The sequence below is a fragment of the Nocardioides hungaricus genome (assembly GCF_054782915.1).
This window is the reverse complement of the sequence record NZ_BAAGRO010000045.1, coordinates 136,803-150,203: the sequence shown is the minus strand read 5'-3', so window position 1 is coordinate 150,203 and position 13,401 is coordinate 136,803. Positions and strand designations below refer to the sequence as shown.

Genomic DNA, 13,401 nt, shown 5'->3' with positions numbered 1-13,401 from the left:
AGGATGCGCCGCAGCAACCCACCCAGGCCAGCCCGATCCTCGGCGGTCAGAGGCGGAGCCTCACTGGTAGAATAGATACTTGGACGTCCTACTATCTGGGCAGTCGACCCCTGGGAGTGCCGATGCACGACCTCCACGTCCCGGGCCACCCGGTGCGTCTCGTGTCTGCTGCGAGTCTGTTCGATGGCCACGATGCCTCGATCAACATCATGCGGCGGATCTTCCAGTCGCAGGGGTGCGAGGTGATCCACCTGGGGCACAACCGCTCGGTCCAGGAGGTTGTCGATGCGGCGATCGAGGAGGACGTGCAGGGCGTGGCGGTCTCGTCGTACCAGGGTGGTCACGTGGAGTACTTCGAGTACCTCGTTGAGTTGCTCCGCACCCATGGGGCCGGGCACGTGCGCGTGGTCGGGGGTGGGGGCGGCGTGATCGTGCGTGAGGAGATCGAGCGACTGCGGGCCAACGGGCACGCGCTCAACGCTGGGCCGAACCCGACTCGACGAGAGGCGCCAGGACTCGTGACGGAGCCGACGACGTGGCTGCTCGAGGAATTCGAACCGGTTCAAGGGGATCACCGCTGAGACCACTCGCTTCGCCGCATCCGGCAGGGCGGGAGCCTGCCGTCACCGCGAGAGCAGCTGCCGAGGTAGGTGGGCGCCGCTCGGCCGGTCTGCGCCGCCGGCGTCCAGGACAGCGTTCGGGCAGCGGATCTCTCGGTCGACGGGCTCACGGAACGCTCCTCATCCAACGATGAGCCTTTCGAGGCAGTCGGCGAGGGCCACGGCGCCGGCTTCCGCGTCCACGTCCTCGACGTGCTCCTGGGGCGAGTGGGAGACGCCGGTGGGGTTGCGGACGAACAGCATGGCGGTGCGGACGTGCTCCTTGAGCACGCCGGCATCGTGCCCGGCGCCGGTGGCGAGGACCGGCGCGTCGGACAGTACGCCGACCAGGTCGTCGCGAAGCTGCGGGTCGAAGTCGACCGTGGGGCTGTAGGACTCCCTGGCCAGCGCGGCGGTGCAGCCCTCCTCGGCGGCACTACTCGCTGCCGCCTGTGCGATCTGCTCGACCAGCGCAGCTACTACCGCGTCGTCCGGGTGACGTACGTCGAGCCACAGGTCGGCCCGGGATGCGATGACGTTGGTCCCACCTGGTGTGACGGCGAGCCGCCCGACGGTCGCCCGGGCTCGAGCCGTCTGTCGAGCGATGGACTGGACCGCGACGATGACCCGGGCCGCGGCGACCGTCGCGTCGCGGCGGTCGGACATCGGCGTTGCCCCCGCGTGGTTGCCCTCGCCGAGGATCGTGATCCGCCAGCGGCCGTGTCCCAGGATGGACGATGCGACCGCGACGGGTCGGTCGACGTCGGCGAGGTGTCGGCCCTGCTCGACGTGCAGCTCGACGAAGGTGTCGATGCGGGCCAGCGCCTCGGGGGCCGCTCCCATGTGGGCCGGCTCGAGGCCCGCCCCTGCGCAGGCCTCGGCGAAGGTGATGCCGTCGACATCCTTCAGCCCCAGGGCTCGCTGGGGGGAGACGGCGCCCGTCACGAGTTGCGAGCCCAGGCAGGCGAGGCCGAAGCGAGAGCCCTCCTCCTCCGGGAAGACCACGATCGCGCGAGGGCGGCCCGAGGTGCCGCGCCTCGCGAGCGCGTCGAAGGCGACGAGTGCGGATGCGATGCCGAGCGGGCCGTCGAACGCGCCGCCTCCGGGAACCGAGTCCAGGTGGGAGCCGGTGACGACGGCGCCGTCCCTGTCGCCGCCGCGGGCATCCCACGCCCAGACGAGACCGTTGCGGTCGTTCTCCACCTCGAGGCCCCGCTTGGCGGCATGGTCGACGAACCACGTGCGCAGGTCGCGCTCGGCGGCCGAGAGGACAGGTCGGCTGTATCCGCCGCGAACGGCGTCGATGCCTACGTCGGCGATCTCGGCCAGGAGGCCGGTGACGGTATCGGCGGGCGCCTCGGTCACCGCATCTCTCCTGCGCCGACGTAGGGGTGGAGGCTGGTCAAGGGCCTTCCCTCGGCGAAGCGCTCGAGGCGGAAGTCCTCAGCAGGGACGTTAGGCTCGGTGCTGTCGCCCTCGAGGACCAGGTCGGCGACCAGGTCGCCCACCGCGGGGCTGATCTTGAAGCCGTGGCCCGCAAAGCCCGCGCAGAGGATGAGTCCGGCCACCTCGCTGACCGGCGCGATCACCGGGTTCCAGTCCGGCGCGACGTCGTAGACGCCGGCGTAGGTGTGGGTGACCGAGGGGTCGGGGAAGCCGGGGAACCGGTGCAGGACCTTCTCGGCGTACTTCTCGATGCTCGCGTCGGTGGCGATGTTGGAGTACCTGTCGGGGTCGACGAGCTTCCTCTCGAAGTCGGTGTGGTCGCTGTTGCCGACGAGGAACTGACCCGCTCCCTCGAGTCGGCAGTACTGCAGGCTGATCAGGTCGGAGACCACGGGCAGGTTCGGCAGCGGCTCACCCGCGTCGACGATCATCAACTCGGAACGGTATGCCTCGACGGGGAAGTCGATGCCCAGGTCGGCCATCAGCCTTCCCGACCACCAACCCGCCGCCACGATCACGCGGTCGGCGTCTAGGACCTCGCCACTGTCGAGCTCCACACCGGTGACCTTGTCGCCGCCGGTCAGGATCCGCTCGACGGCTGCGTGCTGGCGGATCCGAGCTCCCCGATCTCGTGCCACCTGCCCGAAGTGGAGGGCGAGCTGGGTGGCGTCGGCGAAGCCTCCCCTGGGTTCGTACGACGCCAGCGCGACGTCCCCGACGTTCATCATCGGCCACAGCCCGGCCAGCCTGGTGTCGTCGATGAGGTCGACCTCGATGCCGAGCCTCTGTTGCATCGCTATGTTGGCCGTGAGGGGTTCGACGTTCTCCTCGCCGACGATGACGGCGTAGCCGACCTGCCGGAAGCCGACGGAGTCGCCGAGCTTCTCGAAGCAGGGCAGGCTGCGCCAGGCCATCGCTGCGATCGACGGCACGCCGTAGTGGGCGCGGACGATGCCGCTGGACTTGCCGGTGCCGCCCCCGGCCAGCCCGTGCCGCTCGAGGACGAGGACCTCACGCGCGCCGCGCGCGGTCAACGCGCGGGCGATCGAGAGCCCGATGAGACCGCCGCCGACCACGATGGTCCGGGATCCGGTCATGATGATGCTCCTGCGCTGCGGCTTCAGAGTTCTGGTCGAGGACGGACCGCGTCCGTCCGTGCATCAGTACAACCGTCTCGTCTTGCTTCCGTCCAATATCAATGTGGTCGTTATTGTGTGCATGTTCGGAACAATCAGGGATGAGTGAACAGATGGAGATCCGTCAGCTGCGGTGTGTGGTCGCCGTCGCCGAGGAGCTGCACTTCGGCCGGGCGGCCCAGCGGCTCCAGATGTCGCAGGCGCCGCTGAGCGCCCAGATCAAGCGCATCGAGCGTGAGGTCGGCTTCCCCTTGTTCGAGCGGACCACGCGAAGCGTGCGGCTGACGACCGTCGGTGCCGAGCTCTACCGGCGCGCGACCGCGATCCTCGACCAGGTCGACCAGGCGACGGCCGACCTCGAGCGCGTGGCCGCGGGGCGGGCCGGGCACCTACGGGTCGGGTACGTCAGCTCGGCGAGCTACTCCATCCTCCCCCACGCGGTTCGCCGGACGCGGGAGACTGCTCCGGAGCTGGAGCTCGAACTGGTGCCGCTGACCAGCGCTGAACAGGTGGACCGGCTCCATGACCGCTCCCTCGACATCGGGCTCGTCCGGGGCGAAGCCGGGGCCTTGGACCTGCCCACCGAGCGATTGTTCGAGGAGGAGATCGTGGCGTGTGTCCCGGGCGACCATCCCCTGGCTGACAACGACGTGGTAGCCCCCGAGGAGTTGGCGGCGCAGGAGATGATCTTCTTCCCTGCACGCGACATCCCCGGCTTCGTGGCGGAGATCCGGCCGATCTTCGACGACGTGATGTTCCCGCGCATCCGGGCGCGCGTCGTCCACCAGGAGACGGCGCTCGGCTTCGTGGCCGCGGGCATGGGGTTCACACTCCTGCCGGCTTCGGTCGCGGGGTTCGTGCCGAGCGCCGTTCGAGTGGTGCCGATCGTCTCCCGGCCGAGAACCGTGATGTGCATCGCCCGGACATCGCAGGTCACGCCGGCCGCAGAGCTGTTTCGTCAGGCCCTCATCGAAGCGGCTCGTCCAGGAGGCGGTCGTCCACGGGGGCATGGGAGATCAGTTCCGGCGCGCCGTCGGTGATGATGATCTGCTCCTCGTACTTGGCGCCTACCGTCCCCCCGATGGCCCCCATGTAGCCCTCCACGCTGATCACCATGCCGGGTTCGAGAACGCCGGGATGGTTGTCGCCGAGCCTGACGACCGGGTACTCGTCCACGGCTCCGCAGCCGTGCGCGATGAACGGATACCGCTGCTCGACGTACTGGTCGGACATCCGGGCGCCGAGCTTCTCGCCCAGCTCGACGAAGCTCCGGCCGGGCAGGAACTCGGGAAGGCTCTCGTGGACGAACGTGTACGCAGCCCGGTACACCTCGCGCTGCTCCTTCGTGGCGGGCCGGTCCCCGCACAGGTAGGTCCGGGAGATGTCGGTCAGATAGCCGTGCGGACCCACCAGATCGGTATCGAACGCGACCAGGTCGCCGTTCTCGACGACTCGGTGGCCGGCCTCCTGCATCCACGGGTTGGTCCGCGGGCCCGAGCACAGCAGCCTGGCCTCGGCATGGAGAGCTCCGCGCGCGAAGGTCTCTCGCGCCAGCTCGCCCCACAGCTCGTTCTCGGTCTTGCCCGGCGTCAGGCCCGGGAGGAAGGCGCGGACGGCGTCGTCGGCCAGCCGCGCGTTGTCGCGGTGCACGGCAAGCTCGAGAGGTGTCTTCACCGCCCGAGCCGTCTCGAAGACCGGTGCCGCGTCCACGACGTGAACGCCCTGAGCGGCAAGCTCGAGGAAGGCGATGGCCTCGGCTCGATCGACCCCGAGGGGTTCGTGCTGGAGCTCTCTCACCCTGAGCTCGGAGACCACCTCGGCTATCGCGCTTCGTGCATCGCGTCCGCGGTTCGGTCCTGACCCGAAGTAGCTGAACCCGGATGCATCACGGATCTCTCCGCCCCAACGCGACCGACTCACGTGCTTCTCATCGGACCCCTCCCAGAGCACAGGCTCGTCATCGGCGAGGACCAGCGCCCACCGGTACCAGCAATGTTGATTGAAGACCAGGTGTTGGCCGTCGCAGGTCACGTAGCGGACGTTCGCCGGGTCGAAGAGCAGTGCGGCGGCCAGCCCCGCCGCCCGCATGCATTCCTGGGCTCGGATCAGGCGTTCGGTGGTGAGCGCCACGACGTCGATCGTCATCGGTCCTCCTCCCGGGGGATAGGCCCCGCTGCCTGCCGTCGTTGCCGCGGAGTCTCGCGGTCGGCGGCCGTGGTGTGGTGCATGACATGCTTGGTGCGGGATCAGTTCTCCAGCGCACAGAGCGACAGGTCGCGCCCGTAGCCGGATCCCTTGAAGCCTCCCCACGACACCTCGTTGGCGCGTGCGATCGCCTCGTCCTCGTCGGAGAACGTCTCCACGGTCACCGCGGGACCGAAGATCTCCTCCTGCGTGCAGGCCGCGCCCACGGGTCTCCTTGGCCCTGGCCGCCTCGACGGCGTGGTCGACGTCCTCGGCGGTCCCTGGGTGACCCGCGCGACCACGTCCTCCGTGGCGGGGTCGAGGATCGCCGCACCCGATTCATCGTGGAACGAGCCGTCGATGAAGCACCCGGCAGGCGACAGGAGGGAACGGTCGAACGTCGTCTGCGGGCGCCGTACGGCGGTCGAGGGCTGTTCGGTGACGGACATGTGCGCTCCTTGGTGTTTGGGTCGGTCCGTCGTCACCGCACGCGCAGCCGGCGGTGCCGGGTCAGCGGACGACTGGGTCGGGGGATGACGACACGAGGTCGGTCGCCAGCTGGGTGATCGTGGCCGCCGCTTCGCCTTCGAGCGGAAGCACGGGGAGCCTCGGATCGCCGACCGCACCTCCGATCGCGTTGAGAGCGGCCTTCACCGCCGAGACGAAGGGCACCGACATGATGGCGTTCATCAGGGGATAGAGGTGATCCCACTCGCGACGTGCCCGGTCCAGGTCGCGTTCGACAATGGCGGTGTGGATCGAGACCAGCTCGGCCGCGAAGACATTGGCCGTCCCGGCCATCACCCCCGCGGCGCCCTCGGTCAAGGCGGCGAGCAGCAGAGCGTCCCACCCGACGAACGTGGAGACGACCTCGCCGTACTGATGGATCAGTTGGGCGGCCTGCGCGAGGTCGCCGGTGGTGTCCTTGACGTACCGGATGTTCTCGACCTGGCGGGCGAGCTTGGCCACGAGCTCCGGGGTCATGTTGACCCCGGTGGCCACCGGCAGGTTGTAGAGCATCACCGGAATGGTCACCGAGCCGGCGACCGTGCGTAGATAGCGCTCGGTCTCCTCGAGCGACAGTGGCTCGTAGTAGGGCGTGACCACCATCAGCACGGACGCGCCGGCCTGCTCGGCGTGCCGTGAGAGCTCGATGGCCTCGGGGGTGGACTGCGCCCCGGTCTGCGCGACGACCGGCACGCGGCCCGCGGTCTGGTCGATCACGGTCTCGACGACGAGGCGGCGCTCGGCGCCGCTCAGGGTGGTGAACTCTCCGGTCGAACCGCAGGCCACGACGCCGTGGACACCCCCGTCGATGTTGCGGTCGACCACTCGCCGCAGGGCGGCCTCGTCGAGAGCACCCTGGCTGTCGAACGGTGTGATGAGGGCGGACAGGATGCCGCTCAGACTGGGGAACATGGCAGAGACTCCTCGCGGTAGGTGGGCTCCGGGTGGGTGGACGTGTGCTACCAGGCGGCGCCGTCCGGTGGGTGCATGGCTGTGCGAGGCTCCGGTCGATGCGTGCGGACGACTCGTTCGGCCGCCTCGGCGGCGGCGTAGCCCGAGTGCACCGCGCTCTCGGTGTACTGGGTGCCGAGGTAGTCGCCGGCCAGCAGCACGCGGCCGTTGCGCTTGGTGAGGGTCGGTTGGAGCCTGGCCCGTCCGGGGAAGGAGTACGGCGAGGCCTCGGGCCACCGGGCGATCTCTGACTCGACGAGGTGGGAGGCGAAGCCGGGCAGCACCTGATCGAGGTCGTCGACGAAGGTCCTCTCGATGGTCTCGTCATCCTGTTCGAGGAGCCGCCGGGCCAGGCCGGCGGGGGAGAAGGCCATGAAGCTGCTGCCCGGCAGGCGTTCCTGCGTGAGGGGACGCACGTTGTTGGACACGTTGAGGACGACGTTGAAGGAGCGCTTGGGCGTGGCAATCGCGTAGGTGTTGTCCCAGGGTTGGCACTGGGTCTCGTCCGTCAGGAACGCTGCGCTCACGAAGGGGCCGTACTTGACCTGGGACAGCGCCTCGCGAACCTCGCGATCGAGGTCGACACCGATCCGGCGGCTCACGCTGGAGGTCGTCGCGAGCACGACACACCGTGCTTCGATCGTCTGCTCGGTGCCGTCGCGCTCGTAGCGAACCAGGACCGAGCCCCTCTTGTCGACCACCTCCTCGACGCGGGCGCCGAGCCGCACCCGCTCGCCCAGTGCGTCGGCAACTCCCTCGGTGAGGGTGGACGGTCCGCCGACGATGCCGTGCGACAGGCCGGCGCCGATGTTCCAGACCAGGTTGAAGTAGCCGACTCCGGCCCCGGCGGCGATCTCGTGCATCTCCGCCGATGACCTGGTCACCGTCGGCTTGAAGAGCGCCTCGGCGTCCTCGGGCAACTCGCCGATGAAGTCGGAGAACGAACGGTCGTTCATGAACTCGTAGATCCGCTGCTGACGAGCGGCCTCGTCCTCCCCGGGACGCCGCTTCGCCAGCCGCGCGTAGCGGGCCACGGCCAGGCGGACCTTCGCCCCGGCCCGGACCAGACTCGCCCGGTCGCGCCATGACATCGGAACCCGGAACGGCAGCGTCTCGACCCGGCCGCTGAGCAGCAGCCTGCCGTTCATGCTGAGCGCGGCCAGACTGCCCGGCACCGGGCGCGAGGGGAAGCCGGTCTCCCGCAGAAGTCGCTGGGTAGCCGACGCAGGGCTGCCGTCGAAGACGTGGCCGCCCCAGTTCAGCCAGTAGGGACCGCGGCGCTCCGAGCGGACCCGGCCGCCGACCCGGTGTGCGGCCTCCAGCACCACGACATCGTGTCGTCGTAGGCGCCACCCTGCGGCGAGCCCGGCGATGCCGGCTCCGACGATCACGACGTCGACCACGTCGTCTGCCATGGGTATTTCCTTCTCGTTGTCCGCGGGGCGGCTGCGGAGGAGGAGCGCCCCGCGGGGAACCGCCCGCCCGGCCCGCCCGCCCGGCGAAGACCAGATTGGAATGATTGTGATCACAGATCATCACAACGCGACCTGGCATGCAAGGGTCAATTCGGAGCAGCCCGGGAACGGCCCTCGGGGGCGGAAGGCCGCGACCCTCTCCTCTCCACGGGCACCGGGCATCGGGAGTGTTGTGGCGCGTCAGGACGGGTGGTGGGCACCCGGCCGGTGCTTCGGGCAGACGCCCGTGGTTGAGGCCAGGATGAGCCGCCGCGATCGAGCAAGATCAGCGGCTCAGGTTGGCCCTTGACAGTGGCATGGGACACACTTAGCCTGATCTGTGATCACAAAATGAATGTGGAAGAGGCGTCAGGCATCCGAGGTGTCGCCGTGGGACTCCTGAGATCCGGGAGAGTCCCACAGCCGCGTCGCCCGGGCGATCGCGGGGCCACCGCCGCGAGCTGGGTGCGATGGAGCGCTCGTCGCAACCGGCCCGCGAAGAGTCAGCGACACGACCCGCCGAGCCCGCCGTGACGACGGCCTCGTGACGTCGAGCCGCGACCCGCGGCGCCGGGTTCTCGACGCGACGAAGGCCCTACGAGAAGCCCTGTTCGACCTGGCGAGTGCGGCACCTTCATCTGCGACTGGAGTCCAACATGAATGCGATCGAGGCCCGCGAGACCTACAAGGTCTTCGGGAAGCGGCCCGAGAAGGGTGTGGCGCGTCTGCGCGCGGGTGCGACGCGTGAAGAGCTCCGTAAGGACGGGCTCACCGCGGCAGTGATCAACGCCTCTTTCGAGGTGCGCGAAGGCGAGATCTTCGTGGTGATGGGACTGTCCGGTTCGGGCAAGTCGACCCTGATCCGCATGGTGAACGGACTGTGGGAGCCGACCGCCGGCGAGCTGCGCGTCTACGGCGAGGACATCGTCACGATGAGCAGACATCAGTTGAGGCAGACCCGCCGCGAGAAGGTGAGCATGGTCTTCCAGCACTTCGCACTCTTCCCGCATCGCACCGTCGGTGAGAACGCCGCCTACGGGTTGCGGGTGCAGGGACTGCCCAGGCACGAGTGTGAGCCCCGGGCGAGGGAGGCGCTCAACCTCGTCGGGCTCAAGGGCTGGGAGGACTCGCTCCCGGGCCAGCTGTCGGGAGGGATGCGCCAGCGCGTCGGGCTCGCGAGGGCGCTGGCAGCGGGCACCAACATCATGCTGATGGACGAGGCGTTCAGCGCTCTCGATCCCCTGATCAAGCGCGAGATGCAGGACCAGCTGGTCGAGCTGCAACACAAGCTGGGCAAGACCATCCTGTTCATCACCCACGACCTGAACGAGGCGATGCGGCTGGGCGATCGCATCGCGATGATGCGCGACGGTCGCATCGTCCAGATCGGCAGCTCCGAGCAGATCCTCAACGATCCGGCCAACGACTACGTCGCCCAGTTCGTGCAGGACGTCGACCGGACCCGCGTGCTGACTGCCGGTTCGGTCATGACTCCGCCGGTGGCACTGGTCGGCTCCGAGCAAGGTCCTCGGACGGTGCACAAGCTCATGCGTGAGCACCAGACGGCTCGGCTGTTCGTCGTCGACCGAGAGAAGAAGCTGCGCGGCGCCGTGGACGAAGAGGCGGTCGTGGCCGCCGTGCACGACGGCCGCGACACCCTCGAGGGCATCCTCGACACTCAGGTGGTCAAGGTCGCCGTACACGCTCACCTGAGCGATCTGCTCCCCCTGAGCGCCGACCACCCCAAGGCGCTGGCCGTCGTCGACGACGACGACCGCGTCGTCGGCGTGCTGGCCAGGGTCACGGTGCTCCAAGCACTCGGCCAGGGTGCCTCCACCCGCCGTGCGAACGGAGGCCCGCACCCGGGTCGAGAAGCGCGGGACGCGGCCTTCGCCGCCACGGGGGTGTCCGCGTCGTGAGCACCTCCGACATCCCCGTCCCGAGGATCCGGGTGGGCGACCGGATCCAGGACTTCTTCGACTGGCTGACCACGCACTTCGGGTGGTTCTTCGACTCGGTCACCAATCTCGGGAACAGCGTCATCGACGACCTGATCAGGCTGCTGCAGGCCCCCGACCCGGTGGTCACCGCGGTGATCTTCTCGTTGATAGGTCTGTTGGTCAGGGGCTGGAGGTTCGCCCTGCTGGCGCTGCTCGGGCTGCTGTTCGTGATCAGCATGGAGCAGTGGAACACCGCGATGCAGACGCTCGCGCTCGTGCTGGTCGCCACAGTGGTCGCTGTTGCCATCGCGGTCCCGCTGGGAGTGCTCGCCGCACGAAGCCAACACGCGAGCGCGGTGTTGCAGCCGATCATGGACCTGATGCAGACCATGCCCGCGATGGTGTGGCTGGTCCCGGTCGTCACCATGTTCAGCATCGGCGTGGTTCCTGGTGTGGTGGCGACGATCATCTTCGCGCTTCCGCCCGGCGTCCGACTCACCGAGCTGGGTATCCGCAACGTGGACACGGAGGTCGTCGAGGCCGCGAACGCCTTCGGTGCAACGTCTCGTCAGACGCTGCTCGGCGTGCAGTTGCCGCTGGCGATGCCCACCATCATGGCGGGCATCAACCAGGTCATCATGCTCGCCCTGTCGATGGCCGTGATCGCGGGCCTGGTCGGGGCTGAGGGCCTGGGCGGTCAGGTGACCCAGGCGATCGCGACCCTGGACCTCGGTCTCGGCTTCGAGGCGGGCCTGTCAGTGGTGATCCTCGCGATCTACCTCGACCGGGTCACTGCGTCCTTGGGGCAGAGACGTGGCAGCGGCTTCGGCTTCCTGCGGCGCAGGCGCAAGCCCAAAGCCTCTCCGGTCGACGACATGTCCCTAGTAGCGGAGGAGCAGGACCGGGGCGAGGTGGCACCGCTCGAGCTCCACACCAGAATCGGCGCCTAGCGCACCATCGGCCCGCCGCGGCCTCAGAGAGGAAGACAAGGAAGATGAACAAGCGACACCGCACCCTTTCGATGCGACTCGGCGTCGTTGTGAGCGCCTTGGCCATGGTCACGGCCGGTTGCAGTGACAGCGCCGGGGGCACCGGATCCGGTGCCGAGGGCGACAAGACCATCACGTTCGGCGTGATCCAGGGATGGACCGACGAGACCGGCACCACGGGCCTGCTCCAGAACATCCTGGAGTCCAACGGCTACAAGGTCGAAGTCAAGGAGATCAGCGACAACGCCCCCATGTACACCGCGCTCGCCAACGGCGACATCGACGTGTTGTCGTCGTCGTGGAAGGACAAGACCCACAAGACCTACTGGGACCGATATGGCGACAAGCTCGAGGAGATCGGCGTCTACTACTCGGGCGCGACCTCGTTCATGGCCGTGCCCGACTACGTCGACGTGCAGTCCATCGAAGACCTGCCCAGCCGCGCCGACGAGTTCGGTGGTCAGGTCATCGGGATCGAGCCGGGGGCCGGGCTGACGGAGATGACCCAGAAGAGTGTCTTCCCGGCGTACGGACTCGACAGCGACTTCAAGCTCCTGACCTCCTCGACCGCCGCGATGCTCACGGAGCTGAAGAAGGCCACCGACGCCCAGAAGCCCATCGTGGTCACGTTGTGGAAGCCCTTCTGGGCCAACAGCGCCTTCCCCATCCGGCCGTTGGAGGACCCCATGGGTGCCTACGGACAGCCCGAGGACCTGTATGTCATCGCCCGCGACGGGTTCTCCGAGGACTTCCCGGAGGTCGCCGACATGCTGAAGAACTTCAAGCTCAACGACGAGCAGTACAACAGCCTCGAGGACCTCGTCGCCAACAAGTACGGCGCGGGCAAGGAGACCGAGGCCGCCGCGGAGTGGCTCAAGGCCAACCCCGACTACGCGCCCGCCCTCGAGCAGTACCTGAAGGCTGCCGGCTAGGACGTGTCCGGCCGCGCCGGAGCAGAACGGAGTCACGGACATGGCAGACAACAAGGTCGTCGTCTACAAGGGGCCCGGCCAGGTCGCGGTCGAGGACGTCGACTATCCGAAGCTGGAGATCCCCCGCGAGGTGGCCGACGGTCTCGGCATCAAGCGGGCCGCCCCCCACGCCGCGATCCTCAAGCTGGTCACCACGAACATCTGTGGCAGCGACCAGCACATGGTGCGCGGCCGGACGACCGCACCGGAGGGTCAGACGCTGGGCCACGAGATCACCGGCCAGGTGGTCGAGATCGGTGACGACGTGCTCTTCCACCGGGTGGGCGACATCTGTTCGGTGCCGTTCAACATCGCCTGTGGCCGCTGCCGGACCTGCAACGAGGGCAAGACCGGCATCTGCCTCAACGTGAACCCCGCCCGTGCCGGCGCGGCCTACGGGTACGTCGACATGGGCGGCTGGCTCGGCGGCCAGGCCGAGTACGTCATGGTCCCGTTCGCCGACTTCAACCTCCTGAGGTTCCCCGACCGCGACCGAGCGCTGGAGAAGATTCTCGACCTGACCATGCTCTCCGACATCTTCCCGACCGGCTACCACGGTGCCTACACCGCCGGCACGACCACCGGCTCCACCGTGTACGTCGCCGGCGCGGGGCCGGTCGGCCTCGCGGCGGCGTACTCGGCGCACCTACTCGGTGCCGCGACGGTCATCGTCGGCGACATGAACGCCGACCGGCTCCGCCAGGCCGCGAGCTTCGGCTGTGAGACCGCGGATCTCTCGACCGGCGACAGCCTGGCCGACATCGTCGCCGACATCGTGGGAGAGCCGCTCGTGGATGCGGCCGTCGACGCCGTCGGCTTCGAGGCGCGCGGCCACGGACCGGACGCCGAGGAGGAGCCGGCGACAGTGCTCAACGACATCATGGACGTGGCGCGCGCAGGCGCCACGCTCGGCATCCCCGGTCTCTACGTGACCGGCGACCCCGGCGCTCGCGACGACGCCGCGAAGCAGGGGCGGATCGGCGTGCGCCTCGGCCTCGGCTGGGCGAAGTCGCACCAACTCGTGACGGGGCAGTGCCCGGTGAAGAAGTACAACCGGCAGCTGATGAACCTGATCCTCGCCGACAAGGCGCACATCGCGAGCGCGGTGAACGCCACCCCGATCAGCCTCGACGACGCGCCGCGGGGCTACGCCGAGTTCGACCGGGGCGCCGCGCGGAAGTACGTCATCGACCCGCACGGCATGGTCCCCGCCTGACCCGCTGC

At 68.7% G+C, this 13,401-nt stretch carries 12 protein-coding genes; 6 read left to right on the top strand and 6 right to left on the bottom strand.

The window, feature by feature from the left end; all coding sequences use genetic code 11:
• Window positions 1–122 precede the first annotated feature (122 nt).
• Window positions 123–581 (top strand): cobalamin B12-binding domain-containing protein, encoded by a 459-nt coding sequence (locus tag ACYVKX_RS17545; protein ID WP_460834960.1) that lies wholly within the window; start codon window positions 123–125, stop codon window positions 579–581.
• 159 nt (window positions 582–740) lie between these two features.
• Here the strand turns inward: ACYVKX_RS17545 and ACYVKX_RS17540 are convergent, their stop codons facing one another.
• Together ACYVKX_RS17540 and ACYVKX_RS17535 are read right to left on the bottom strand one after the other, a co-directional pair.
• Window positions 741–1,964, bottom strand: coding sequence for an allantoate amidohydrolase (locus ACYVKX_RS17540; protein WP_460834959.1), 1,224 nt, complete (start codon window positions 1,962–1,964; stop codon window positions 741–743).
• Window positions 1,961–3,142, bottom strand: a complete 1,182-nt coding sequence (locus ACYVKX_RS17535) for an NAD(P)/FAD-dependent oxidoreductase (RefSeq protein WP_460834958.1) — start codon at window positions 3,140–3,142, stop codon at window positions 1,961–1,963. Before ACYVKX_RS17535 ends, ACYVKX_RS17540 begins: the two co-directional genes overlap by 4 nt.
• Window positions 3,143–3,282: 140 nt before the next feature.
• Here ACYVKX_RS17535 and ACYVKX_RS17530 point away from each other — a divergent pair, with 140 nt between their 5' ends.
• Window positions 3,283–4,221: a LysR family transcriptional regulator gene (locus tag ACYVKX_RS17530; RefSeq protein WP_460834957.1), complete on the top strand. Its 939-nt coding sequence runs from the start codon at window positions 3,283–3,285 to the stop codon at window positions 4,219–4,221.
• Here ACYVKX_RS17530 and ACYVKX_RS17525 read toward each other — a convergent pair.
• The 4 genes from ACYVKX_RS17525 to ACYVKX_RS17510 all read right to left on the bottom strand — a co-directional run bounded on the left by ACYVKX_RS17525 (window position 4,148) and on the right by ACYVKX_RS17510 (window position 8,238).
• Window positions 4,148–5,326 (bottom strand): M24 family metallopeptidase, encoded by a 1,179-nt coding sequence (locus tag ACYVKX_RS17525; protein ID WP_460834956.1) that lies wholly within the window; start codon window positions 5,324–5,326, stop codon window positions 4,148–4,150. The genes ACYVKX_RS17530 and ACYVKX_RS17525 overlap by 74 nt on opposite strands.
• A 101-nt stretch (window positions 5,327–5,427) precedes the next feature.
• The gene (locus ACYVKX_RS17520; RefSeq protein ID WP_460834955.1) at window positions 5,428–5,814 is read right to left on the bottom strand and encodes an aldehyde dehydrogenase family protein; all 387 of its coding nucleotides are present in this window, start codon (window positions 5,812–5,814) and stop codon (window positions 5,428–5,430) included.
• A gap of 61 nt (window positions 5,815–5,875) precedes the next feature.
• On the bottom strand, window positions 5,876–6,784 hold the full coding sequence (dapA, locus tag ACYVKX_RS17515) for a 4-hydroxy-tetrahydrodipicolinate synthase (RefSeq protein WP_460834954.1): 909 nt from the start codon (window positions 6,782–6,784) through the stop codon (window positions 5,876–5,878).
• Between the two features lie 47 nt (window positions 6,785–6,831).
• Window positions 6,832–8,238: a flavin monoamine oxidase family protein gene (locus ACYVKX_RS17510; protein ID WP_460834953.1), complete on the bottom strand. Its 1,407-nt coding sequence runs from the start codon at window positions 8,236–8,238 to the stop codon at window positions 6,832–6,834.
• A 695-nt stretch (window positions 8,239–8,933) separates the two neighbouring features.
• Between ACYVKX_RS17510 and ACYVKX_RS17505 the strand changes: the two genes are divergently transcribed.
• The 4 genes from ACYVKX_RS17505 (at window position 8,934) to fdhA (ending at window position 13,393) form a co-directional block, all read left to right on the top strand.
• Window positions 8,934–10,196, top strand: coding sequence for a quaternary amine ABC transporter ATP-binding protein (locus ACYVKX_RS17505; protein WP_460834952.1), 1,263 nt, complete (start codon window positions 8,934–8,936; stop codon window positions 10,194–10,196).
• Window positions 10,193–11,167 (top strand): ABC transporter permease, encoded by a 975-nt coding sequence (locus tag ACYVKX_RS17500; protein WP_460834951.1) that lies wholly within the window; start codon window positions 10,193–10,195, stop codon window positions 11,165–11,167. The genes ACYVKX_RS17505 and ACYVKX_RS17500 overlap by 4 nt, the downstream gene beginning before the upstream one ends.
• Before the next feature lie 104 nt (window positions 11,168–11,271).
• Entirely contained in the window at window positions 11,272–12,138 is an 867-nt protein-coding gene (locus tag ACYVKX_RS17495) for a glycine betaine ABC transporter substrate-binding protein (RefSeq protein ID WP_460834950.1), read from the top strand.
• Between the two features lie 40 nt (window positions 12,139–12,178).
• Window positions 12,179–13,393, top strand: coding sequence for a formaldehyde dehydrogenase, glutathione-independent (fdhA, locus tag ACYVKX_RS17490; RefSeq protein WP_460834949.1), 1,215 nt, complete (start codon window positions 12,179–12,181; stop codon window positions 13,391–13,393).
• Window positions 13,394–13,401 lie beyond the last annotated feature (8 nt).

What these genes read in the sequence shown, in the direction of transcription:
- ACYVKX_RS17545 (WP_460834960.1), top strand. Translation starts at nt 123, where the DNA reads ATGCACGACCTCCACGTCCCGGGCCACCCGGTGCGTCTCGTGTCTGCT.
- ACYVKX_RS17535 (WP_460834958.1), bottom strand. Translation starts at nt 3,142, where the DNA reads ATGACCGGATCCCGGACCATCGTGGTCGGCGGCGGTCTCATCGGGCTC.
- ACYVKX_RS17530 (WP_460834957.1), top strand. Translation starts at nt 3,283, where the DNA reads ATGAGTGAACAGATGGAGATCCGTCAGCTGCGGTGTGTGGTCGCCGTC.
- ACYVKX_RS17525 (WP_460834956.1), bottom strand. Translation starts at nt 5,326, where the DNA reads ATGACGATCGACGTCGTGGCGCTCACCACCGAACGCCTGATCCGAGCC.
- ACYVKX_RS17520 (WP_460834955.1), bottom strand. Translation starts at nt 5,814, where the DNA reads ATGTCCGTCACCGAACAGCCCTCGACCGCCGTACGGCGCCCGCAGACG.
- dapA (WP_460834954.1), bottom strand. Translation starts at nt 6,784, where the DNA reads ATGTTCCCCAGTCTGAGCGGCATCCTGTCCGCCCTCATCACACCGTTC.
- ACYVKX_RS17510 (WP_460834953.1), bottom strand. Translation starts at nt 8,238, where the DNA reads ATGGCAGACGACGTGGTCGACGTCGTGATCGTCGGAGCCGGCATCGCC.
- ACYVKX_RS17505 (WP_460834952.1), top strand. Translation starts at nt 8,934, where the DNA reads ATGAATGCGATCGAGGCCCGCGAGACCTACAAGGTCTTCGGGAAGCGG.
- ACYVKX_RS17495 (WP_460834950.1), top strand. Translation starts at nt 11,272, where the DNA reads ATGGTCACGGCCGGTTGCAGTGACAGCGCCGGGGGCACCGGATCCGGT.
- fdhA (WP_460834949.1), top strand. Translation starts at nt 12,179, where the DNA reads ATGGCAGACAACAAGGTCGTCGTCTACAAGGGGCCCGGCCAGGTCGCG.